The sequence below is a fragment of the Bradyrhizobium sp. CCBAU 53340 genome, from assembly GCF_015291645.1.
Lineage (GTDB): Bacteria > Pseudomonadota > Alphaproteobacteria > Rhizobiales > Xanthobacteraceae > Bradyrhizobium.
Genome location: NZ_CP030055.1, coordinates 1,029,329 through 1,052,584 on the forward strand (window position 1 = coordinate 1,029,329; position 23,256 = coordinate 1,052,584).

Here is a 23,256-nt window from a genome sequence, read left to right on the forward strand (position 1 = left end):
GGTCGGCTCACGCCGCTATGCGTCATGGCCGGGCTTGTCCCGGCCATCCACGTTCTAAGGTTCGGTGAGAAAGATCGTGGATGCCCGGGACAAGCCCGGGCATGACGGCGCGGTTGGACCGTGCCAATGCTACATGCGCTCGAACATTGGGGATGGGTTGGAATGCTGGAAAAGACAGAGGGCACCGACGCGGCGCCGATCAAGGTCGAGTTCGACAATTTCGAGCACGGTTTCCCGGAAGGCTTTGGTCCCGGCTGGTGGGGGCATCTCGCCTACTGGATCGGCATCGCCTTTGCGACCTTCCAGCTCTACGTCGCGGCCTTCAACTATCTGCCGAGCCAGGTGGTGCGCGGCGTTCATGTCGGCTTCCTGATCCTGCTCACTTTCGGCCTGATCGCCAATTTCACCGCCAGGAGCGCTGCCGGCCGCGCGCTCGGCTGGCTGATCGGCGGCGCCGGCTTCTTCTGCGGGCTCTATCAATGGATCTTCTATGCCGATCTGATCGCGCGCGATGGCGATCCCACCCGGCTCGATCTCGCGGTCGGCACGCTGCTCGCAGTGCTGATCTTCGAGGGCACACGGCGCCTGATGGGCGCAGCGCTGCCGCTGATGTGCGGCGCATGCTTGCTCTACTGGTTCTTCGGCCAGTACCTGCCGTCGCCGTTGAACCATCGTGGCTATGATTTCGACCAGATCGTCACGCATTTGTCCTACGGCACGGAAGGCTTCTACGGCGTGCCGATCTACGTCTCGGCGACCTACATCTTCCTGTTCATCCTGTTCGGCTCGTTCCTGGAGCGCGCCGGCATGATCCAGCTTTTCACCGATGTGTCGCTCGGTCTGTTCGGCCGCACCCGCGGCGGACCTGCCAAGGTTGCCGTGTTTGCCTCCGGCATGATGGGCACGATCTCCGGCTCGGGCGTCGCCAACGTCGTCACCGTCGGTCAGTTCACCATTCCGCTCATGATCAGGTTCGGCTACCGCCGCGCGTTTGCCGCGGGTGTCGAGGCAACGGCTTCGATGGGCGGGCAGATCATGCCGCCGGTGATGGGCGCGGTCGCCTTCATCATGGCCGAGACGCTCGGCGTCCAGTATTCGGAGATCGTCAAGGCGGCCGCGATTCCGGCGGTGCTCTATTTCGCCTCGGCGTTCTGGATGGTGCATCTGGAGGCCGGCAAGCACGGCCTGACCGGCATGAAGCGCTCGGAGACTCCCAGCGCCTGGAAGGCGCTGGTCAATGGCTGGTATCTCGTGCTGCCGCTCGCCGCGCTTGTCTACATGCTGTTCGAGGGTTTCACGCCGCTTTATGCCGGCAGCATGGGTCTCGCGCTGACGGTGGCGCTCATTCTTGGCGCCAGCATCACGGCCGGCGCGTCATCCATGGTGATCCGGACGATCTTCTGGGTCGGGCTTGCGCTGGTCGTGGCCGCGCTGTCGCGCGACGGTCTCCAGATCGTGCCGGTTGCGAGCGTCGTGGTTGGCCTGATCGTGATCACCGCCTTCGTTCGTGGCGGGACGGCGGCACTTCGCTCCTGCCGGGATTCGCTTGCGGAAAGCGCAAAGTCTGCGATCACCGTCGGCATGGCCTGCGCCATCGTCGGCGTCATCATCGGCATGATGTCGCAGACCGGCGTCGGCACCATCTTTGGCAGCTGGGTGATCGGGCTCGGCGAGAAAAGCCTGTTCCTGGCGCTGATCATGACCATGCTGCTGTCGATCCTACTCGGCACCGGTATCCCGACCATTCCGACCTACATCATCACGGCCGCGCTCGCTGCCCCTGCGCTGGCGAAGCTCGGTGTGCCCTTGATCGCGAGCCACATGTTCGCGTTCTACTACGGCATCATGGCCGACCTCTCGCCGCCGGTGGCGCTGGCCGCGCTGGCGGCCGCGCCGATCGCCAAGGAGAATCCGGACAAGATCGGCTGGGAGGCGATGCGCATCGCGCTTGCCGGCTACGTCATCCCGTTCATCTTCGTCTATTCGCCGGCGCTGATGTTGCAGGCCGGCGATCCCATGGCGGCTAAGCTCGGCTTCTACGGCGCGGTGGCGCTCGCGACCTTCAAGGCGCTGGTGGCGATCGCGCTGTTCGGTATGGTCGCGATCGGCTTCCTGTTCACGCGGCTGTCGCTGCTTGAACGCATCGTCGCGCTCGGCGCCGCGTTCTGCCTGCTCGGCGATTTCCCGTTCAGCGACACCGTAGGCTTCGTGCTCTCGGCTGCGCTGGTGATGTGGCAGTGGCGGCAGCGTCCGCCTGTAACGGTTGAGGCGGCGTGAGCCTCTGCTTCGCAACGGCCGGCGGCGTCAAGGCGCTGGCGCTTACCGCCTTCACGCTTGCATGGACGCATTCGATCGCGAAGGTCGAATGGCAGGAGGACTGGCGGGTCACGCCTGCGGGGCTTGAACTGGTGCAGGCCCGCGTCAAGGGCACCGGCCCCGGCATGGAGCCGCCACCCGAGGCGCGACTGATCGACGGCTGGTTTCAGTGGCAGCCGCAGCGTGCGCCGATGCCGGAGGTCGTGCTCGGCAATTCCGGCGCGGCGGGGGAATGGCGGCTATGCCATGACGGGACGTGCCGGACGCTTTCGGAGATTGTCGGCCATCCCATCGGTGCTAACGTGACCAAGATGAGCATCTGCGACGAACAGCAGAAATAAAGGAGACGTGCGATGGACCGGCTCAAGGGCAAGGTTGCGATGGTGGTGGGCGCCGGTTCGATCGGACCCGGCTGGGGTAACGGCAAGGCGACGGCGGTGACCTTCGCGCGCGAGGGCGCGCAAGTCTTCTGCGTCGATCGCAACGGCGCCGCGGCCGGAGAGACTGCGAAGATCATCACCGGCGAAGGCGGCGCCGCCACCGCGTTCACCGCCGATGTGTCGCGGCCTGCCGAGATCGAGGCGATGGTCGCGGCGTGCCTGAAGTCCTACGGCCGCATCGACGTGCTCGACAATAATGTCGGCATCGCCGAGATGGGCAGCGTCGTCGAGGTCACCGAGGAGAGCTGGGACCGCGTCTTCAGCGTCAATCTCAAGAGCGCCTATTTCGCCATGAAGCACGTCATTCCCGTCATGGTGAAGCAGGGCGGCGGCTCGATCATCAATATCTCCTCGATCGCGTCGATCCGCCACATGGGCATCTCCTACGTCACCTACGGCACCTCGAAGGCGGCGATGAACCAGATGACGCGGACCACGGCGATCGAGTTCGCGAAGCATCATGTGCGGGTGAACGCCATCCTGCCCGGCCTGATGAAGACGCCGATGGTCGAGCATTCCGCCGGCCTCGCCAACAGCTATGCCAAGGGCGATGTCGAGGCGATGTGGCGCGCCCGCGATGCGCAGGTGCCGATGGGCCACATGGGCGATGCCTTCGACGTCGCCAACGCCGCGCTGTTTCTGGCGTCGGACGAGTCGAAATATGTCACGGGGATCGAACTCGTGGTCGACGGCGGGATCACCTGCAAGGCGGGGGCTTAGGTGCCTCTCCGTATGCCGCTGTCGTCCCGGGGCGCGCAAAGCGCGAACCCGGGACCCATAACCACAGGGAGCGGTTGTCTTGCCAAGAGGTGACTCCGAGTCTTCGTAACCGCATCTTCCTGTGGTTATGGGTCCCGGATCTGCGCTGCGCTTGTCCGGGACGACGGCAGTGACTACTGCGCCAGCGCCAATATCCCACCGGCAAACGAATGCCACGCCGCCGTCTCGCTGATCGGCCAGTTCAGCACCTTCAACGTCACCAGCGCGAGCGTGCCGGTGATGTAGACCGGATGCACGCGGCCCTCGACGCGCCAGTCACGCACCATGGCGACGACGAGCAGGAGCGAGGCGACCACCGCCGGGGCGATCGTCACCGGTACCGGTGGCGGGCCGGGCGGCCCGGGAGGGGCAAGAAACGTCAGGAACCAGCGAGCGATCGCGGCATCGAGGATCGAAACTGCGGCGAGCAGTATCAGACGCTTGTGAATGTCGGGCCGACGCGTGTTTATGATGGCGAGCACAAATGTCACGGCGAAGAACGCGATGCCGCTCATCGGCACGATCGAGAAGGCTATGCCGGCGTCCTTCTGCCCAAGCGCGGCGGAATGCTGCATCACATGCACCGAGGCGAGGAAGCCGAAGATCGTCATTGCGGTCGCAAGCGAGACGCCGACGATGCCGAACGAGCGGTGGTTGACCACGCGGCCGGAGGCCGCGAGCCAGGTCTGGACCACGAAATACAGAGACCAGGTGAAGAACAACAATCCGTGAAAATGGATCACCGGGCTTGCAGAGAACGTCCGGTTGGCAAGCGGCACAAAGTAGGTCGGTGCAAAGCCGAGAAATGCGGTGGCCGTACAGGCCAGCGCCATATGGAAATAAAAATATCGTGCAGGCGACGCATCACGCGCGCGGACACGACGGTCGTCGATCAAGGTTGTCATCTGGAATGAGTCTGGGCTCGGCGCGTTTGGTTCAATGCGCCGCCTCCCGGCCTGGCGCGCAAAACAGCGCGGTGCGGGGACGACGTCAGCCCCCCGCGCTCAATTCCGCCCGATCCAGCTCCTCCTCCAGCCGGTGAAACGCGTCGTCGCCGATCACCTCGGTGGCGCGGAGACCGAAGATCGATCTGCGCGCGGCCGCGATGGCGCGGCGGCGCAGGGGATCGGCGGGCAGTTCGCCGTTGGCGATGCCGCCATGCGGGTCGTCGTCGGCCTGCATCAGGATCGCGCGATATTCGAGCCTGAGGATTTCGGCCTCCTCCGACGGATCGTCCTCGATCGCGTCGAGTGCGGCGCGATAGGCAATCGTGCGTGCGCGCGCGACCTCGATGCCGACAGGGTCGTCGTCCTTGAGGCCGAAGGCAAGGATCAGCGGCCGCAGCGTCAATCCCTGGATGACCAGCGAGCCCAGCACGACCGCAAAGGCGATGAAGACGATGAAGTCGCGATGGGGAAAGTTCTCCGGCAGTGCGAAGGCGGTCGCGAGCGTGACGAGGCCGCGCATGCCGCACCAGGAGATGATGAGGCCGCCCTTGGGGGAGGCGACGGTGTTAGGATCTTTCGGATGATAGATTCCCTGCGAAACCAGCACACGCAACGTCGTGCGGTAGAACGTCACCCAGAGCAGCCGTACAAGCACCACCGTGAGCAGGATCCAGGCCGCCGCGACGCAATATTCCCAGCGCACGTCGGCATCGAGCCGCGTCCAGATCGGCCGCATCTGCATGCCGATCAGCATGAAGGCGAGCACGTTGAGAACAAATACGGTGGTTTCCCACACCGCGTAGGACGGCACCCGCAGCCGCGCCGGCACGCGCTCGCTCGCGGTGCGGGCGATGGCGATGGCGTAGACGACGATGGTCAGGATGCCGGACAGGCCGAGATGCTCGGCGCCGATCCAGATCATGAAGGTGGTGGCGAACTGGACGATGATCGCGCTCGGCGCTTCCGTCACGCGCCCCATGATGGGCGGGATTAGGCGCGCCGCGGCAAGACCGGCGATGACGCTGCCGAACAGCGCCAGCGCCATGGTCGGCGCGACCTGGCTCCAGCTCAGATGCTCCGTAACGACGGCGCCGACGGCGATACGATAGATCAGCAGTGCGCTGGCATCGTTGAGCAGGCTCTCGCCCTCCAGCACCTTCACCATGCGATAGGGCAGCTTGACCTGACTCAGGATCGCAACGGCAGCTGCCGCATCCGGCGGCGCGACGATGGCGCCGAGCGCGACCGCCGCGGCCCAGGGCATGTCAGGCATCAGCCGATGCGCGACATAGGCGACGCCGGCCGTGGTCAGGCCGACCGCGGCCACGACCAGGGTCGAGACCGGAACCCAGTTGTCGCGGAGATCGCGCAGCGAGGTGTCGAAGGCGGCGTCCAGCAGGACTGGTGCGACAAACAGCGCCAACGCAAGGTCGGGCTCGAGCGTCCAGGACGGGCTGTTTGGCACGAAGGCGATCAACGCGCCGCCGATGGCAAGAAACGTCGGGTAGGGCACCTTGATCCGCCGCGCCAGCGCCGATAATGCAACGGCGCCCAGCAGAAGTACGATGGTCCATTCGAATGTCGACAAATTGGTCCCCGAAACCGAATTGAGCGGTGCCACAAGCTAGCACCAATCCGGCCGTATGATGGATAGTATGGCCTTTAGGCAAGGCTTTCCGACTGCAACGAGCATGCGTTCTGAAAAACTCATTCAATTGTCAGCCGCGCTGATGCTTGCGGCACTCTGGCCCGGCCCGGCCAAGGCTGCGACCGGTGGCGAGCCCGCCGCCGTCGTGCAGGTCGATATCGCGACATGCCTGGCCGCAGTCACGGCCGATGACATGGACAAAGCGGGTCCGGCCTGCGCGGCCGTCATCGACAACGAGAAGACCGCAAAGCCCGACCTGATCAAGGCGCTGGTCGCGCGCGGCGCGCTCTATGCGCGGCATGACCAGATCGACCGCGCCATCGCCGACGACAGCCGCGCCCTGCTGCTCGATCCGACGCTCGCCGACGTCTTCAATGCGCGCGGCGAGCTCTGGCTGAAGAAGGGCGACAGGCCGAAGGCAGTGCAGGATTTCGGCGCCGCCCTCCGGATCGATCCGAACCACGAGAAGGCGAAAGCCAATCACAGAGCGATGGCGCGCGAGCTCGAGCGGATCGGCGCGCAGATGGCGGTCGCCGGCAAGCCGAGCTTCAATTGTGCCAGCGCACGCCGCGTCGTCGAGAAGGCGATCTGCCGAAATCGCGAGCTCGCCGATCTCGACCGCGAAATCTATGCCGCCAATGCGCGCGTGATCCAGGAAGCGCGCAGTGCGGACGAAGCAAAGAAGCTCCAGCGCGAGCAGGACGATTTCATAGCGCGCCGCAATGCCGGGTTTGGCAAGCCGGGATATGATTTGAAGAAAGCGATGCAGGACCGGCTGCAAAAGTTGAACGGGGTGGATGGGTATTGAGGTTCTTCGCCGCCCCGAGCTGTCGTCATGGCGAGGACGAGCCGGGCCATCACGATGTGGACAGACCGATTTTGAACCCGTCCTTCGCCCGCCGCGACAATGGGAAAACCTGATGTCACGGAGGGCTTCGGCATGCGCACGTATTCTCCCGCGCCAATATCCAAGGTCTCGCTGCGTCTCTTCCTGCTAGGCGCAGCGATCAGCCTCGCTCTGGCGGCGCCTGCCTCTGCCGCCGTCGATTGCGCGACCGGCAGCAAAGCCGCCCCGGCGGAACTGATCTCCGCGTGCGGCACCATCATCGACCAGCCCTCGAATCCAACCGCCGACCGCGTCGCGGCGCTGCTGGTTCGGGCCGATGCCAATGCGCGCACCTCGGGCGGTCTCACGCAGGCGCTGCGGGATATCGACCGTGCCATTGCGCTCGATGGCAAGAATGCCCGCGCCTGGCGCCTGCGCGGCGACCTGCTGCGCGAGGCAGGCGGCGATCTCAACCGCGCCACCTCTGATCTCAGCAAGGCGATCGAGCTCGATCCGCAGGATGCGGAAGCTTATGAGCTGCGCGGCGTGGCCTATACCAATCAGCGCCGCCTCGATCGCGCGATTGCCGATTACGACCAGGCGATCAAGCTGAAGCCGGACTACGCCCAGGCCTGGTCCGATCGCGGCGCGACCTATTACCTGAACGGCGACAATGACAAGGCGGTCGCCGATCTCAGCCAGGCCTTGCTGCTCGATCCGAACCGGGCGCGCAGCTACACCAATCGTGGCGCCGCCTACAAGAAGCTCGGCCAGCTCGACAAGTCGGTCGCCGACGACAGCGAGGCGATCAGGCTCGATCCGAAGGTAGCGGAATATTACGACAATCGCGGGCTGTCTTATGCCGCGATGAAGGAGTACGACAAGGCGATCGCCGATTACGACCAGGCGCTGCGGCTGGCGCCGAAGCCGAACTTCTTCACCAACCGCGGCGATTCCTACCAGTTCAAGGGCGAGTTCGGCGCAGCGCTCAGCGATTATGAGGCTGCGCTAAAGCTCGATCCCGACTTCGCGAAGACCTACAACAACCGCGCCGTGCTCTACTCCAAGATGGGCGATCGCAAGAAGGCGCTGGCCGATTACGAGACAGCGCTGCGGCTCGATCCCGGCAACACCAACGCCGCGGACGGCCGCCGGACCATGCTGGCGGAGATCGCGAAATTCGGCGCCGCGGCGCCACAGCCGCTGGCTGCGAATTCCGGCAACGGCCCGTCATTCGATTGTGCCTACGCCAAGCGCGAGGTCGAGAAGGTGATCTGCGCCGATCCGCAATTGGGCGCGCTCGACCGCCAGCTCGCCGAAGCTTATGAGCGCGTGCTGAAATCGATGAACCGGCGCGCGGCCGCGGATCTGCGCAGATCCCAGCACGATTTCCTCGCGACCCGCGACGCCAGCTTCCGCCGCCCCGGCTACGACCTGAAAAAGGTCATGCAGGACCGGCTGCAGCGGTTGAATGCGATGGCGGGGTAGTTGCTCTTCGCCTCTCCCCGCATGCGGGAAGAGGGGGAGGACACCATCCTTTATCCTTTTCAGCTTGAACCGCGGCCCGTTCCCGGGAAAATACCCCTCAAACACGGCCGGCATTTGATCCCCGTCATGGCGGGACTGACGTCCTTCCGTCAGGTCAAGGCAAGGCCATCGAAGGGAATGGGAGCGCGGAAATGAACGTCCAGGAGAAGAGTCTCTACCACGAGGTCCATGCGCGCTCGCTGGCCGATCCGGAAGGGTTCTGGGCCGAGGCGGCCAAGGAGATCGACTGGATCGAGCCGCCCAAGAAGATCTTCGACCCCGCCCAGGGCGTCTACGGCCGCTGGTTCGCCGGCGGTGTCGTCAACACCTGCTACAACGCCCTCGACCGCCATGTCGAACGCGGCCGCGCCGACCAGGTCGCGCTGATCCACGATTCGCCGCTGACCAATTCGGTCACCAAATTCACCTATGCCGAGCTGCTGGCCGAGGTGCAGGCGCTCGGCGCCATCATGCAGGATTTCGGCGTCGCCAAGGGCGATCGCGTCATCCTCTATATGCCGATGGTGCTGGAGGCCGTAGTCGCCATGCTCGCCTGCGCGCGCATCGGCGCGGTGCATTCCGTGGTGTTCGGCGGCTTTGCTGCGAAGGAACTGGCCACCCGCATCGACGACGCGCAGCCGAAACTCGTTCTCTCCGCGAGCTGTGGCATCGAGCCGGGCCGCATCGTGCAGTACAAGCCGCTGCTCGATGAGGCGATCAAACTGGCCTCCGCGAAGCCGAAGGCCTGCATCGTGCTGCAACGTCCGCAGCTGACTTGCGACCTCACGCCGAAGCGCGACTATGATTGGGCAAGCCTGCGCCGCAAGGCGATGAACGAGGGCAAGAAGGCGGCTTGTGTGCCGGTCGCTGCGACCGATCCGCTCTACATCCTCTACACGTCGGGCACGACAGGCATTCCCAAGGGCGTCGTGCGCGACAATGGCGGGCACCTGGTTGCCGTGAAATGGTCGATGTTCAACCTCTATGGCATCAAGCCGGGCGAGGTCTGGTGGTGCGGCTCCGACATCGGCTGGGTGGTCGGTCACAGCTACATCGTCTACGGCCCGCTGCTGCACGGTGCGACCTCGATCATGTATGAGGGCAAGCCGGTCGGCACGCCCGATGCCGGCGCGTTCTGGCGTGTGATCTCGGAGCATAAGGCCGTGGCCTTGTTCACCGCCCCGACCGCGTTCCGCGCGATCCGCAAAGAGGATCCGGAAGGCAAGTTCATCCGGCAATATGACCTGTCGAAATTCCGCACGCTGTTCCTCGCCGGCGAGCGCGCCGATCCGCCGACGGTGGAATGGGCGGAGCAGCAGCTGAAGGTGCCGGTCATCGACCATTGGTGGCAGACCGAGACCGGCTGGTGCATTGCCGGCAATCCAGTGGGCTTGGGGTTGCTGCCGGTCAAGCACGGCTCTCCGACGGTGCCGATGCCGGGCTACCAGGTCGATGTCGTCGATGAGGCCGCCAAGCCGGTCGGTCCCAACACCATGGGCTCGATCGTCATCAAGCTGCCGATGCCGCCCGGATGCCTGCCGACGCTGTGGAATCAGGACGATCGCTTCAGCGAAGCGTATTTGAGCGAATTCCCCGGCTACTACAAAACATCGGACGCCGGCTACAAGGATGAGGACGGTTATGTCTTCGTCATGGGCCGCACCGATGACATCATCAACGTCGCCGGCCATCGCCTGTCCACCGGCGGCATGGAGGAGATCCTGGCCTCGCATCCCGATGTCGCCGAATGCGCCGTACTCGGTGTCAAGGATGCGATCAAGGGCGAGGTGCCCTGCGGCTTCCTGGTGCTGAAGGCCGGCGTGAAACGGCCACCCGCCGAGATCGAGAAGGAGATCATTGCGCTGGTGCGCGACAAGCTCGGCCCCGTCGCCGCCTTCAAGCTCGCCATCACCGTCGGCCGCCTGCCCAAGACCCGCTCCGGAAAGATCCTGCGTGGCACCATCAAGAAGATTGCAGACGGCGAGACCTGGTCCATGCCGGCCACGATCGAGGATCCCAAAGTGCTGGACGAGATCGGGGATGCGCTGAAGGGCAGAGTGTGACGGTCAGTTGGGGCTTGAATAGGCCGCATTTTTCGGCTCAACCCTCATTCTGAGGAGCGAATTTCGCCTGCTGCGCGGGCTCCTCGCCTTGAGGATGAGAGACCTGCCATGAATGCCAAGCCGTTCCTTGCCGTTGTTGTTGCGGGTCTCGTTCTCTCTGCCTGCTCGGCGCGCTACCAGACGCCGACCGCGATGGGCGGTGACAACGACGATGCGGTGTGCCAGAGCCGCGGCTATGTGCAGGGCTCGCCGGAATACGTGGCCTGCCGCAAGGACCGCGACGTGCAACGTAGCGCCGCCACCGCCCGCGCTGATCGCCGCCAGCGCGATCTGGGCGAGTACATGCTGAACCATCCCGAGCGGCCCTGACACCGGCGGAATTATGCTGCACGACTTGTCGCCCCGCCACGTGACACATCTGCAACGCCGTGGCCAAATCGCGCCGCGTTGGTCCTGATTTGATCGACGTCAAATCCTCAGCCATCGCCTTTCTGCTCTGACGCTGATGTCGCGCAACGAAGCGCGGTTTTGGCTGAAGGGGATTGAAATGCAGCGAACGACAAGAAACTTGACGCGGCTCGTAACGGCGGGCGCGCTACTCATGGGGACTTTTGCCTCGGTGCACGCGGCCGATTTGCCCGTTTACACGAAGGCGCCGCCGCCGGCCGAAAGTTTCAATCCCTGGATGGTGCGTCTGCGCGTGCTCGGCGTATTGCCGGATGCCGGCGGTTCGACCGTCAATGTCGCTGGCGTGCCGTCGCTGTCGTCGCCGAATTCCGGCCTCTCGATCAGCAATCAGGTCGTGCCCGAGTTCGACATCAGCTACTTCTTCACGAAGAACATTGCGGCTGAGCTGATCCTTGGCGTGACCAGGCATTCGATCAGCGGTACCGGCTCGCTTGCGAACCTGCCAATCGGAAAGACCACGCTGCTGCCGCCGACGCTGACGCTGCAATATCACTTCGACAATTTCGGCGCGTTCAAGCCCTATATCGGCGCCGGCGTGAACTACACGGTGTTCTTCAACAACTCGGCCGCCAACACGCCCGCTGCCATCGTCGGGCCGCCCGCGATCGTTGCGACCACCACGGCCCTGCATGTCAGCAACGCCTTCGGCGGCGCCGTGCAGTTCGGCTTCGACTACATGCTCGACCGGCACTGGGGTCTCAACGTCGACGTGAAGAAGCTTTGGCTGCGGCCGGACTACACCGCAACCGTGAGCGGACTGCCCGTCACCGGCACGGCGCATATCGATCCCTGGCTGGTCGGCGGCGGCGTGACCTACAAGTTCTGACGATTTCGCGGCGCCGGGTGGGACCCGGCGCCGCGGCCTCATGTCTTCGATCGGATATCGGGAGACCATCCCGGCGGCACGGCATCGTCGCAACCAGCGAGCAGAGATTCCGCTATCCCGCGTGCACCGTTCGCGGATGCCGCTCGTGCAATAGCTTCGCCAATGCGTCGCGATCGCCGGGGCGGTCTTTGACGGCAATGTCGAACAGCGCTTCCTGGATATCCCGGGGCATCAGCCGCGCCGGGAAAGCTCTAGTTCGAAAACCAAAACGCGGCGGATTGCTCCGCCGCGTTTTGCGTTTGGATAACGAAAAGGAGGAGAGAGGCCTACTCCTCCTCTTCCTCGTGCTTCTTGCCGCCGAGGGTCTTCAGCTTGGCGAACACGGCGTCGACATTGAGGTCGTCGCTCGACTTCTCCGACGGCTCGTACTCGTCCTTCTTGGTGGTCTCGGAGGCCGGCAGCAGGGTCGCGCCGCCATAGTTTGCATCGATCGGCTTTTCCTTGGCCGCGCGTGCCACTTCGAAATCGAGCTCGATCTGCGAGCAGAGGCCGAGGGTCACAGGATCGATCGGCGTCAGCTGGGACGTGTTCCAGTGGGTGCGATCGCGCACGCTCGCGATCGTGCTCTTGGTGGTGCCGACCAGGCGCATGACCTGCGCGTCCTTGAGCTCCGGATGGCTGCGCAGCAGCCAGAGGATGGCGCTGGGGCGCTCGTGACGACGCGACACCGGGGTGTAGCGCGGACCCTTGCGCTTGGGCTGGGGCGGCAGCACCACCTTGCTCTCCTGGAGACGGAGCCGGTAGTCCGGGTTCTTCTCGCCCTTCTCGATCTCTTCGCGGGTCAGCTGGCCGTTGGAAAGGGGATCCATGCCCTTGATGCCCTGAGCGGCGTCGCCGTCGGCGATCGCCCGCACCTCGAGGGGATGCATCTTGGTGAAATCGGCGACCTGGTCGAAGGTCAGCGCAGTGTTGTCGAGCAGCCAGACGGCGGTCGCCTTGGGCATCAGAGGTGCGTTGCTCATGGCAAATCTCCTTTGTGCTTCGCCCACCCCTCAGGAGGCGAAACCGGTGGTCATCAGCGATGACAGGGAATTCGCGCTATATAAGCCCGGAGGGGGTAGCCACGCAATGGTTCTGCTATAGATAGTGCCTTGACAGCGCCCGAAAGGGGGCCCAATTCCCTCTGAAGTCGCTGTGAAGTCCAAGCAGACCGTTTTTAGCCCCTTTCCACCCATCGACCGCCCCCGCCAGAAGGCGAAACGGGTGATTCGGTCCCGAGATCGCTCAATGTCAGCCAAACCAGACCTCAAGATCGTGCTTTGTTCTCCCCGCGGCTTCTGCGCCGGCGTGGTTCGGGCGATCGACACCGTGGAACGGGCACTCGATAAGTACGGCGCCCCGGTCTATGTTCGCCATGAGATTGTGCACAACAAATACGTCGTCGACGGGTTGAAGAAGAAAGGCGCCATCTTCGTCGAGGAGCTCGCGGAGATCCCGGACAACACCACGGCGCCCGTGGTGTTCTCGGCCCATGGCGTGCCGAAGTCGGTTCCCGCCGACGCCCAGTCCCGCAATCTGTTCTCGCTGGATGCGACCTGCCCGCTGGTGACCAAGGTGCACCGCGAGGCCGCGATCCACTTCAAGCGCGGCCGCGAGATCTTCCTGATCGGCCATTCGCATCATCCCGAAGTGGTCGGCACGCTCGGCCAGCTGCCGGCCGGCGCGGTCACCCTGATCGAGACCGCCGAGGATGCCAAGACCATCAATCCGAAGGACCCCGACAATCTCGCCTTCGTGACCCAGACCACGCTGTCGATCGACGACACCGCCGAGATCGTGGCGCTGCTCAAGGAGCGCTTCCCGAACATCAACGGCCCGCACAAGGAAGACATCTGCTACGCCACCACCAACCGCCAGCTCGCGGTGAAGAAGGTGGCGCCGGTGGTCGACGCCCTGATCGTGGTCGGTGCTCCCAATTCGTCGAACTCGCAGCGCCTGCGCGAGGTCGCCGAGCGCGAGGGCTGCAAGATCGCGGTGCTGGCGCAGCGCGCCGCCGACATCGACTGGGACAAGTTCGGCAACATCACCAGCCTTGGTATCACCGCGGGCGCATCCGCGCCGGAAGTGATCGTCGAGGAGATCATGGACGCGTTCGCCGAGCGCTATACGCTCCATGTGGAGACGGTCTCGGCCGCGGAAGAGAACGAGTTCTTCCCGCTGCCGCGTCAGGTGCGCCCCGAAGCTGCCGCCGAGTAGTCTTGCATGGCGGTCTACACCGACGTTGCCGCCGACGAGCTTGCGGATTTCCTGAAGCAGTACGATCTCGGCGAATTGCTCTCCTACAAGGGCATCGCCGAGGGCGTCGAGAACACCAACTTCCTGCTGCACACCAGCCAAGGATCGTTCATCCTCACGCTCTATGAGAAGCGCGTGGCGAAGAACGATCTGCCGTTCTTCCTCGCGCTGATGACGCATCTGGCCGAGCACGGCGTGAGCTGCCCGCTGCCGGTGAAGGCGAAAGACGGCGAGGCGCTGCACGAGCTGCAGGGACGGCCCGCTGCGATCATCACCTTTCTCGAGGGCATCTGGCCGCGCAAGCCGAACGCTGTGCATTGTGCCGGCGTCGGCGAGGGGCTGGCGAGGATGCATCTGGCTGGCGCGAACTTTACGATCAAGCGCGCCAACGCGCTGTCGGTCGCGGGCTGGCGGCCGCTGTTCAATGCGGCGGCGGATCGTGCCGACGAAGTGCAGCCGGGCCTGCGCGCGTTTCTTTCGGCCGAGCTCGATTATCTCTCCGGCGGGGTCTGGCCGACCAATCTGCCCGAGGGCGTGATCCACGCCGACCTCTTCAACGACAACGTCTTCTTCCTCGGCGACAAGCTCTCGGGCATCATCGACTTCACCTTCGCCTGCAACGACATGCTGGCCTATGACGTTGCGATCTGCCTGAACGCCTGGTGCTTCGAGCCGGACCATTCCTTCAACGTCACCAAGGCGCGCGCCTTCCTGAACGCCTACGGGCGGGTGAGAAAGCTGTCCGAGGCGGAAGAGGCCGCGCTGCCGCTGCTCGCACGCGGGGCTGCGATCCGCTTCCTGCTGACGCGGCTGGTCGACTGGCTCAACGTGCCCCCGGGCGCGCTGGTGAAGCCGAAGGATCCCCTCGAATATGTCCGCAAGCTGCGCTTCCATCAGAGCGTTTCCAGCGCGCGCGATTACGGGCTGATGCCGTCAGGACTGGTCGCGTGAGCGAGCTTCCCAATGTCACGATCTTCACCGACGGCGCCTGCTCCGGGAATCCCGGGCCTGGCGGCTGGGGCGCGATCCTGAAGTTCGGCGACAAGGAAAAAGAGCTGAACGGCGGCGAGCGCCACACCACCAACAACCAGATGGAATTGATGGCGGCGATCTCGGCGCTCGAAGCGCTGAAGAAGCCGTGCACCGTCGATCTCTACACCGACAGCCAATATGTCCGTCAGGGCATCACCGGCTGGATCCACGGCTGGAAGCGCAATGGCTGGCGCACCGCCGACAAGAAGCCGGTCAAGAACGTCGAGCTATGGCAGCGCCTCGATGCCGCGCTGAAGGCGCACGAGGTCCGCTGGCACTGGGTCAAGGGCCACGCCGGCCATCCCGAGAACGAGCGCGCCGATCAGCTTGCGCGGGACGGGATTGTGAAGGCGAGATTGCAGCAGCGTTTGGCGGAGTAGGTCTTCCCAGTCGTCATGGCCGGGCTTGACCCGGCCATCCGCGCCTTACTGCGCACGACCAAGAACGTGGATGCCCGTGACAAGCCCGGGCATAACGTCATCCTTGGGAAGAGAGGGGCTAAAGCTCAGAGCTGCCCCAGCAGCGTATCGCCGCCCGACACCTCGACCTTGCCGGGCATCGCCTCGAGGTTCAGCTTCTTGACCACACCGTCCTCGACCAGCATCGAATAGCGCTTGGAGCGGATGCCGAGGCCGTTGCCGGAGGCGTCCAGTTCCATGCCGATCGACTTGGCGAAGTCGGCATTGCCGTCGGCGAGGAAGATCGCCTCGTCGCGCTGGTCGGTGTCGCGCTTCCAGGCGTTCATGACGAAAGCGTCGTTGACCGAGACGATCGCGATGGTGTCGACGCCCTTGTCCTTCATCGCGTAGGCATTGAGGAAGATGCTCGGCAGATGCATCTTGTGGCAGGTGCCGGTGTAGGCGCCGGGCACCGCGAACAGCGCCACTTTCTTGCCCTTGAAGATATCGTCGGTGGTCTTCACCTGCGGACCTTCCGCCGTCATCACGCGGAATTTCGTCTCGGGCAGCTTGTCGCCAACTTGGATTGCCATCGTCAGTCTCCCTGAAAATCGGTCCCGCTTTTTAGACCGTGCGGCCGGACTGCACAATATTGCCGGCGGAAGAAGCTGAGCGGCAGGCGGCCCTTCACCGTTATGTCATCAGCCGGCAAAACCGCCGCCGTCGAGGAAGGCCTGCTCCGCCTCGGTGGTCTTGCGGCCGAGCAGGCGGTTGCGGTGAGGGAAGCGGCCGAACCGCTGGATGATGTCGGCGTGCTCCCGGGCGTATTTCAGGTTTTCGGCGTTGTCGATGCTTTCGAACAGCGCGACGCAGTGCAGCTGGTCGGGCATATGCTCGGAATGCATGAAGGGCAGATAGAGGAATTCGAGCAGGAGGGGATCGACCCTGCGATCCGTGCCCCGCGCGATGGCGCGGCGGGCGACGTCGCGCGCCAGCGCGTCGCTGGCAAAGGCCTGTGGCGTGCCGCGGAACATGTTGCGGGGAAACTGGTCGAGCACGATGACGAGCGCGAGCGCGCCGTCATCGCTGTCTTCCCATGCGGCCAGCTCGCCTGCAGCGGCCTGCTGCCACAGCGCGAGAAAGCGGTGCCGGACTTCCGCATCGAAAGCGTCGTTGCGCTTGTACCAGGCGTCGCGGCCGGCCTCGCGCCAGAAGGCGAGAATGCCTGCTGGCGCGATATTGCCGATGTCAGTCATGAGGCAAACGCAACCTTACGCCGCCTGGGCCTTCTTCTCGTCGCGCAGCTCGCGGCGCAGGATCTTGCCGACATTGGTCTTGGGCAGGTCGGTGCGGAATTCGATGTGCTTGGGCACCTTGTAGCCGGTGAGCTGCTCGTGACAGAACTTGATCACGTCCTCGGCCGTGAGGTTGGGATCCTTCTTGACGACAAAGGCTTTCACCGCCTCGCCTGATTTGGCATCGGGGATGCCGATCACGGCGCATTCCAGCACGCCCGGATGGCTCGCGATCACTTCCTCGATCTCGTTCGGATAGACGTTGAAGCCGGAGACCAGGATCATGTCCTTCTTGCGATCCACGATCTTGGTGTAGCCCTTCTCGTCCATCACGCCGATGTCGCCGGTGCGGAAATAGCCGTCGGGCGTCATCACCTTCGCCGTCTCTTCCGGCCTGTTCCAATAGCCCGACATCACCTGCGGGCCCTTGGCGCAGATCTCACCGGCCTGGCCGAGTGGCAGCTCGTTGCCGTCGTCGTCGCGGATCGAGATCCAGGTCGAAGGCACGGGGATGCCGATCGTGCCCGTGAACTCCGTTGCCGTCGCCGGATTGCAGGTCAGCGTCGGTGAGGTCTCGGACAGGCCGTAGCCTTCGGCGATGAAGCAGCCGGTGATCGCTTTCCATTGATCGGCCACGGGGCGCTGCACCGCCATGCCGCCGCCGTTGGAGATCTTCAACTTCGAGAAGTCGAGCTTCTTGAAATCAGGATGGTGCATCAGGCCGTTGTAGAGCGTGTTCACGGCCGGGAAGCTGTTGACCTGGTACTTCGCGAGCTCCTTGACGAAGCCCGCGATATCGCGCGGGTTCGGGATCAAGAGATTGCAGCCGCCGGCGCGCACTGCGAGCAGGTAGCAGGCCGTCAGCGCGAAGATGTGATAGAGCGGCAGCGCGCAGACGATCATGAGCTGCTCGACATGCGGCGGCGCGTTGAGCGCTGGCTGCAGCCAGGCGTCGTTCTGCAGCACGTTGGCGACGATGTTGCGGTGGAGCAGGGTGGCGCCCTTGGAGACGCCGGTGGTGCCGCCGGTATATTGCAGGAACGCGACGTCGCCCGGCGACAGCTTCGGCTTGTTGAAGGTCTGGCCGCGACCGGCCGCGAGCGCATCGTTGAACGACACCGAGCCCGGCAGCGCGAAGGCCGGCACCATCTTCTTGATCCGGCGGACGACCAGATTGACGATCACGCCCTTGAAGCCGAGCAGATCGCCCATGCTGGCGACGATGACGTGCTTGACCGGCGTCTTGGCGATCACCTGTTCGACGGTGTGAGCGAAGTTCTCCAGCACGATGACAGCCTCGGCGCCGGAATCCTTGAGCTGATGCTCGAGCTCGCGCGGGGTATAGAGCGGGTTGACGTTGACGACGGCAAAGCCGGCGCGCAGCACCGCGGCGGTCGCGACCGGATATTGCAGCACGTTCGGCATCATGATCGCGACGCGGGCGCCGCGCTGCAGGCCGCGGCCCTGCAGATAGGCGGCGAGCGCCAGCGACATCTGGTCGAGGTCGCGATAGCTGATCGCCTTGTCCATGCAGATGAACGCCTTGCGGTCGGCGAACTTGGCGAAGCTCTCCTCCAGCAGGTCGACCAGCGATGCGTATTGCGTCGGCTCGATATCAGCGGGTACGCCGGGCGGATATTGCTTGAGCCAGATGCGCTCCATGGAAACTCCCCTCTCTCAACTTCAGAGCCCGTTGTGTCTCGGGCTGCCTCATTGCCGCCAGTATCGAGCCTGCCGGAACGGCTGGCAAGCGGTCGAGGCTTAGGGCAAAGGCCGGGGAGAGGCTACTGGAATCGTCGCAAATGGCTGCCGCAGGTGCGAAGTGCGGTCGCGACCTAACGGCTTCAGCCCGCTAACCCTAGCTGTTGTTGGGCGCGGGCTTCGCAGGTTTGGTGGCCGCCTTGGGTTTGGCGGGCTTGGCCGCCTGATCTCCGCTCGCCGGCTTCTCCGCTGGCTTGGCCGCTGCATGCTTGATCGCCGCCGGCTTGGCCGCAGTCTTGGCATCGCTCTTTGCATCGCCCTTGGCCGCGGCGTCGGGTTTGGCAGCCGCCGGCTTCGCCGCCGCCGTCTTGGCGGCAGTCTTGGCGTCATTCTTGGTATCAGTCTTGGCGTCGCTGCCGGTATCGGGCTTCTTGGCGACGCGCGACTTCTTGCCATGCGCCTTCGGCGGATTCTGCTGGTCGGTGTCGGCTGCGACGGCCGCAACCAGGGCAGCGCCGGTGCGGGTCGGGCCAGTGTAGACCAGCACGGGATCTGCGGCCGCAGGCGCCGAGGCCATCAGTTCGGAGGCCTTCATCAAAGGCGGCTGGAGGCCGGCCGTGAAGAACGTCACCTGGGCCTCGCCACCGGTCGCGGAGGCCGATCCGCCAGTGCCGCCATTGGTCGCGATCAACGCATCGTCGTCGTCGCTGGCCGGACGCTTGCGGTGACCGCCACACATTTCCTCGCGCAAATTGGGCGGCGAGGCATCGACCGGCACGAGGTTTTCGACGGTGCCGAGCGATGGGCGCAACCACGACAGATTGTCCTGGCCGAAGCCGCGCTCCAGGAGCTGCGCCGCCTTCACCGCGCGCGCGGTGCCGGAATTGGCGCCGAGCACCACGGCGATCAGCCGGCGGCCGTTGCGCGTGGCCGAGGCCACGAGGTTGTAGCCGGAGGCGCAGATGAAGCCGGTCTTGAAACCGTCGGCGCCGGGATAGCGGCCGATCAGCTTGTTGAAGTTCGGCGTGATGCGCTTGCCGAAGCGGATCGCCGGGATGTGGACGAAATATTCGTATTCCGGCAGGTCGCGCAGGAACGAGCGCGCGAGAATGCCGAGGTCGCGTGCCGATGTGATCTGGCCGTCGGCCGGCAGGCCGTTCGGATTGACGTAGCTCGTCTGCGTCATGCCGAGCCGCTTCGCGGTGTCGTTCATCATGGCGGAGAAGCCGTCGATCGAGCCGCCGACGCCTTCCGCCAGCACCACGGCCATGTCGTTCGCCGACTTGACCATCATCATCTTCAGCGCGTTGTCGACGGTCAGCTGCGTTCCCGGACGGAACCCCATCTTCGACGGCGATTGCGAGGCAGCCATCGGCGATACCGTGACCAGCGTGTCGAGCGTGATCTTGCCGTCCTTCACCGCCTTCAGCGTCACATAGGCGGTCATGATCTTGGTGACCGAGGCGGGATACCAGGGAATGGTGGCGTTCTCCGCCTGCAGAACCTTGCCGCTGTCGGCTTCGATCAGCAGCAGCGCTTCGGCATTGGCGAAACGCGGCACCACAAGCGCACCGACGGCGAGCGTCGCAGCGAGCAGATTGAACAGGGATTTGCGAAGCAGCGGGCGAAAGGCGTGCACTATCCGATTCCGGTCCTTGGAGAGCAGCCAGTTCCGGACGGCTCTCGTGATCTGATGTTCGGTTTTGAAATCCAGCGCCGCCGCTTGCGGCGTCGCAAACCTATACCGGCTTGTGCGTCGAGAATAGGGGCTTCGCCGGGGTATTCCGCAATGAAATAGGCTGAATTTCGACGGTGCTACGAGGACTTGGCGGCAGAGGCCGCGGCCTCGGCGGTACCCACAGCTATCGGGGCACTCGCCTGTTTTTGTTCCTGCACCATGAACTGGGCTCTGGCGAGCTCGGCAAAATGGCCGCCTTTGGCGACGAGTTCATCGAAAGTTCCGCTTTCGATCACGCGCCCGTTCTCGAATACCAGGATCCGCGTGGCGTTGCGGATGGTGGAGAGGCGGTGGGCGATCACAAAGGTGGTTCGGCCCTTCATCACTTCATCGAGAGCGGCATTCACCTTGGCCTCGGTGACGGCATCGAGCGCGCTGGTCGCCTCGTCCAGGATCAGGATCGGCGGGTCCTTCAAGAGCGCTCGTGCGATCGACAACCGCTGCCGTTCCCCGCCCGAGAGCATGCGGCCGCGCTCGCCGGCATTGGTCGCAAAGCCGCCGCTGCGCTCGATGAATTCGAGCGCCTGCGCGCGCTCGGCGGCCTTGCGCATCTCGGCTTCGGTCGCGTCCGGCTTGCCGACGCGAAGATTCTCCTCGATCGAGCGGTTGAACAGCAGAGCTTCCTGGAACACCACGCCGATGTTCCGCCGCAACGAGGTCAGCGTCACGCCGCGCACGTCCATGCCATCGATCTTGATGAAGCCGGATTGCGGATCGAAGGCGCGGTGCAACAGCGCAATCGCCGTCGACTTGCCGGCGCCGGTCGGGCCGACCAGCGCGATGGTCTGGCCGGGCAGCGCGGTGAAGGAGAGGTCTTCGATCGCCGGCCGCTTGCCGTCATAGGAAAAGGTGACGTCGTTGAATTCGACGAGGCCGGAGAGGCGCCCCGCATCGATCGCGTCGGGCCGGTCGTGCACCGCGGGCACGGCATCGAGCACGCCGAAGAACTCGCGCAGGCGCGGCGCTTCCATGAACACGTTGTTGATGAAGCTCACCACCTGCTCGAGCTTCTGGATCAGCAGCGTCGCGAAGCTCACGAACATCACGATCTCGCCGACCGATGTCAGGCCCTGGTCGTGCAGCGCGATGCCGAGCGTGAAGATCGCGAGCACCGTGATGGTGGTGGAGGCGCGCGTGATGACGGTGACCAGCGCCCACCAGGACAGCACCGGCATCTGCGCTGCGAGCAGCTCGTCGGCGACCGAGCGCAGTCCCTTCACCTCGGATTCGACACGGACGAAGCTCTGCACCAGTGCGACATTGCCGAGCGCGTCGGAGGCCCGCGCTGAGAGCTCGCTGTAATGCTCCTCGACCTCCATCTGCATGCCGAAGGTCTTGCGCACGACAAAAGTCGTCAGTGCGGTGAAGACGACGCAGAGCACGAACAGCAGGATCGCCAGCCGCCAGTTCAGATAGAGCGACAGCGGCAGCAGCACCACCACCGACAGGATCGCGGCAAAATGCTCGCGGAAGAAGCCCAGCCAGAGCCGCCACAGCGCATCTGTGCCGTTGAGCATCACCTTCATCAGCCGGCCCGAATGGGTGCCGGAATGGAAGGTCAGCGGCAGCTGCAGGATGTGCTCGAAATAGCTGGTCAGCACGGCCTGGCGCTGGCGGTGGGAGAGCCGGTCGGCCTGCAGCGCCACCAGCGCGCTGCAGGCGATGGTGAACAGTCCGAACGCCACCCAGGCCACCAGGAACGGCCAGGCCGAGTTGGAGCCCGCTACCGTCTTGCCCGAGAGCACGTCGACGATCCGGCCGAACAGCACAGGTTCTGCGAACTGCGAGCCCGCGAGCAGGAGATTGGCGACCGCGAGCAGCCAGCCGAGCCGCGCCTCCTTGCCGAGCAGCTCGAGAACACGGGTGTAGAGGCGGAGAATGGACATACGGGCGAAGAACTCGGGCGGGTCACGGAGCCGATATTCTAAGCAGGGATTGGCCGCGAGATACAGCGGAAGCTAACGGTTTTGCTCAATTGATGAGCCGGCTTTCGCGGGAGGTACTTGCGACGGGGGGTGACCACGATGGTAAAGCCGTAGGCCTCACAGCCATAGTCGGCATAGCGCAGCACGGCGAGATCGTCGGCTGGTGCGCGGTTGAACAGCACCAGCACCGTCTTGATCGATGGCGCATCGGACTTGTCGCGAAACGAATGAGCGCGTTGATGTCGACGAGAGCGAGCTCGCTGTCGCCTGCGGCGACGCGCGCAAATGCGTCCGCGACTCGGCCGCACGGACTAGCTTGCAACAAGCGTCGCGAATGCGATCGAGAGAGCCATGGGCGCGCCGGTTCCGCATCGCATGGCTGTGCAGCGCCGGCTGCACGCCAGTCTCAACGTATCAACCTGAACGGCGGATGAGCGGTGGTTGCGTCATGATCACGCAACCCCGTTCAGCTTCTGTTGGGGTTGGGGAACCCAACATGGATGCGGGTGTTTGAAAGACATGAGCCTGTCTCGAGGCACCGTTGAAGGTCCCAAGGAGGGTCCAAGTCATGTTTGACCGAATTTCGAAGTTCACCGGCCGCAAGGCCGTGCTCGCCACTGCCGCGGTGCTGGCGCTGACCACCGTCGCCCCCACCGCATCGTTCGCGGGCGGCCGCCACTGGCACGGCGGCGGTGCAGCCTTTGCCGGCGCGGCCATTGCCGGCGCCATCGGCACCGGCCTTGCGATCGCCGCGACCCGCGATGCCTACGCCTACGACGTCGGTCCCGGCTATTATGGCGGTCCCGCCTACTATAGCGGCCCCGCCTACTATGGTGACGGCCCCTATTATGGTCCGGGCCCGAACTACCAGTATCAGCGTTACGGCGGCACGGCTCCGTCGGAGCTTTGCGGCCAGGGCCACTACACGAACTGCTACTAGCTCTACTCGCTTTGGTGACGGACGATTGACCACAACGGGTCGTCGCGCTTGCCGCGGCGGCCTGTTTTGCCTTTTATTGTCGGGCGTTAACGCGCTCGCCATTGGTTTAGAG

20 protein-coding genes and 1 pseudogene are annotated in these 23,256 nt (G+C 64.4%); 12 read left to right on the top strand and 9 right to left on the bottom strand.

Features of this window, described 5'->3' with window-relative positions:
• Positions 1 to 162: 162 nt before the first annotated feature.
• The 3 genes from XH89_RS04810 to XH89_RS04820 are packed head-to-tail and all read left to right on the top strand — an operon-like array spanning position 163 to position 3,476.
• On the top strand, positions 163 to 2,277 hold the full coding sequence (locus XH89_RS04810; protein ID WP_194465974.1) for a TRAP transporter permease: 2,115 nt from the start codon (positions 163 to 165) through the stop codon (positions 2,275 to 2,277).
• The gene (locus XH89_RS04815) at positions 2,274 to 2,657 is read left to right on the top strand and encodes a DUF1850 domain-containing protein (protein WP_194465975.1); all 384 of its coding nucleotides are present in this window, start codon (positions 2,274 to 2,276) and stop codon (positions 2,655 to 2,657) included. The genes XH89_RS04810 and XH89_RS04815 overlap by 4 nt, the downstream gene beginning before the upstream one ends.
• A 12-nt stretch (positions 2,658 to 2,669) precedes the next feature.
• Complete coding sequence (locus XH89_RS04820; protein ID WP_194465976.1) at positions 2,670 to 3,476, top strand: SDR family NAD(P)-dependent oxidoreductase; 807 nt, start codon at positions 2,670 to 2,672, stop codon at positions 3,474 to 3,476.
• Between the two features lie 173 nt (positions 3,477 to 3,649).
• Here the strand turns inward: XH89_RS04820 and XH89_RS04825 are convergent, their stop codons facing one another.
• Both XH89_RS04825 and XH89_RS04830 read right to left on the bottom strand, forming a co-directional pair.
• A complete protein-coding gene (locus XH89_RS04825) occupies positions 3,650 to 4,420 on the bottom strand; it encodes a hypothetical protein (RefSeq protein ID WP_194465977.1) in 771 nt (256 codons plus the stop codon).
• Positions 4,421 to 4,505: 85 nt separating this feature from the next.
• Positions 4,506 to 6,083 (bottom strand): sodium:proton antiporter, encoded by a 1,578-nt coding sequence (locus tag XH89_RS04830; RefSeq protein ID WP_194465978.1) that lies wholly within the window; start codon positions 6,081 to 6,083, stop codon positions 4,506 to 4,508.
• 70 nt (positions 6,084 to 6,153) lie between these two features.
• Between XH89_RS04830 and XH89_RS04835 the strand changes: the two genes are divergently transcribed.
• From XH89_RS04835 to XH89_RS04855, 5 genes are all read left to right on the top strand, one after another.
• Positions 6,154 to 6,918 carry a tetratricopeptide repeat protein gene (locus XH89_RS04835; RefSeq protein ID WP_194465979.1) on the top strand — a complete coding sequence of 255 codons (765 nt, stop codon included), beginning with the start codon at positions 6,154 to 6,156 and terminating at the stop codon, positions 6,916 to 6,918.
• A 132-nt stretch (positions 6,919 to 7,050) separates the two neighbouring features.
• Positions 7,051 to 8,424: a tetratricopeptide repeat protein gene (locus XH89_RS04840; RefSeq protein WP_194465980.1), complete on the top strand. Its 1,374-nt coding sequence runs from the start codon at positions 7,051 to 7,053 to the stop codon at positions 8,422 to 8,424.
• A gap of 191 nt (positions 8,425 to 8,615) precedes the next feature.
• Entirely contained in the window at positions 8,616 to 10,526 is a 1,911-nt protein-coding gene (locus tag XH89_RS04845) for a propionyl-CoA synthetase (protein WP_194465981.1), read from the top strand.
• Between the two features lie 108 nt (positions 10,527 to 10,634).
• The gene (locus XH89_RS04850) at positions 10,635 to 10,895 is read left to right on the top strand and encodes a hypothetical protein (RefSeq protein ID WP_194465982.1); all 261 of its coding nucleotides are present in this window, start codon (positions 10,635 to 10,637) and stop codon (positions 10,893 to 10,895) included.
• 232 nt (positions 10,896 to 11,127) lie between these two features.
• On the top strand, positions 11,128 to 11,820 hold the full coding sequence (locus tag XH89_RS04855; protein WP_371825198.1) for an OmpW family protein: 693 nt from the start codon (positions 11,128 to 11,130) through the stop codon (positions 11,818 to 11,820).
• 326 nt (positions 11,821 to 12,146) lie between these two features.
• Here the strand turns inward: XH89_RS04855 and XH89_RS04860 are convergent, their stop codons facing one another.
• The gene (locus tag XH89_RS04860) at positions 12,147 to 12,842 is read right to left on the bottom strand and encodes a DUF1013 domain-containing protein (RefSeq protein WP_194465984.1); all 696 of its coding nucleotides are present in this window, start codon (positions 12,840 to 12,842) and stop codon (positions 12,147 to 12,149) included.
• Between the two features lie 265 nt (positions 12,843 to 13,107).
• Between XH89_RS04860 and ispH the strand changes: the two genes are divergently transcribed.
• From ispH to rnhA, 3 genes are read left to right on the top strand one after another with little or no spacing between them, the layout of a single operon-like run.
• The gene (gene ispH / locus XH89_RS04865; RefSeq protein ID WP_194465985.1) at positions 13,108 to 14,076 is read left to right on the top strand and encodes a 4-hydroxy-3-methylbut-2-enyl diphosphate reductase; all 969 of its coding nucleotides are present in this window, start codon (positions 13,108 to 13,110) and stop codon (positions 14,074 to 14,076) included.
• Between the two features lie 6 nt (positions 14,077 to 14,082).
• Entirely contained in the window at positions 14,083 to 15,066 is a 984-nt protein-coding gene (locus XH89_RS04870) for a homoserine kinase (RefSeq protein WP_194465986.1), read from the top strand.
• Complete coding sequence (rnhA, locus tag XH89_RS04875) at positions 15,063 to 15,527, top strand: ribonuclease HI (protein ID WP_194465987.1); 465 nt, start codon at positions 15,063 to 15,065, stop codon at positions 15,525 to 15,527. Before XH89_RS04870 ends, rnhA begins: the two co-directional genes overlap by 4 nt.
• 125 nt (positions 15,528 to 15,652) lie before the next feature.
• Here rnhA and XH89_RS04880 read toward each other — a convergent pair whose 3' ends face one another.
• From XH89_RS04880 to XH89_RS04905, 6 genes and pseudogenes are all read right to left on the bottom strand, one after another.
• A complete protein-coding gene (locus XH89_RS04880; protein ID WP_194465988.1) occupies positions 15,653 to 16,138 on the bottom strand; it encodes a peroxiredoxin in 486 nt (161 codons plus the stop codon).
• A 108-nt stretch (positions 16,139 to 16,246) separates the two neighbouring features.
• The gene (locus tag XH89_RS04885) at positions 16,247 to 16,801 is read right to left on the bottom strand and encodes a DUF924 family protein (RefSeq protein ID WP_194465989.1); all 555 of its coding nucleotides are present in this window, start codon (positions 16,799 to 16,801) and stop codon (positions 16,247 to 16,249) included.
• Positions 16,802 to 16,816: 15 nt separating this feature from the next.
• Positions 16,817 to 18,502, bottom strand: coding sequence for a long-chain fatty acid--CoA ligase (locus tag XH89_RS04890; RefSeq protein WP_194465990.1), 1,686 nt, complete (start codon positions 18,500 to 18,502; stop codon positions 16,817 to 16,819).
• A 196-nt stretch (positions 18,503 to 18,698) separates the two neighbouring features.
• Complete coding sequence (locus XH89_RS04895; protein ID WP_194465991.1) at positions 18,699 to 20,180, bottom strand: D-alanyl-D-alanine carboxypeptidase family protein; 1,482 nt, start codon at positions 20,178 to 20,180, stop codon at positions 18,699 to 18,701.
• A gap of 176 nt (positions 20,181 to 20,356) precedes the next feature.
• Positions 20,357 to 22,165, bottom strand: a complete 1,809-nt coding sequence (locus XH89_RS04900) for a glucan ABC transporter ATP-binding protein/ permease (protein WP_194465992.1) — start codon at positions 22,163 to 22,165, stop codon at positions 20,357 to 20,359.
• 125 nt (positions 22,166 to 22,290) lie between these two features.
• Positions 22,291 to 22,496 (bottom strand): annotated as a pseudogene (locus XH89_RS04905) (hypothetical protein); the annotation flags it as partial.
• Between the two features lie 276 nt (positions 22,497 to 22,772).
• Here XH89_RS04905 and XH89_RS04910 point away from each other — a divergent pair.
• Positions 22,773 to 23,144, top strand: coding sequence for a hypothetical protein (locus tag XH89_RS04910; RefSeq protein ID WP_194465993.1), 372 nt, complete (start codon positions 22,773 to 22,775; stop codon positions 23,142 to 23,144).
• Positions 23,145 to 23,256: the final 112 nt, after the last annotated feature.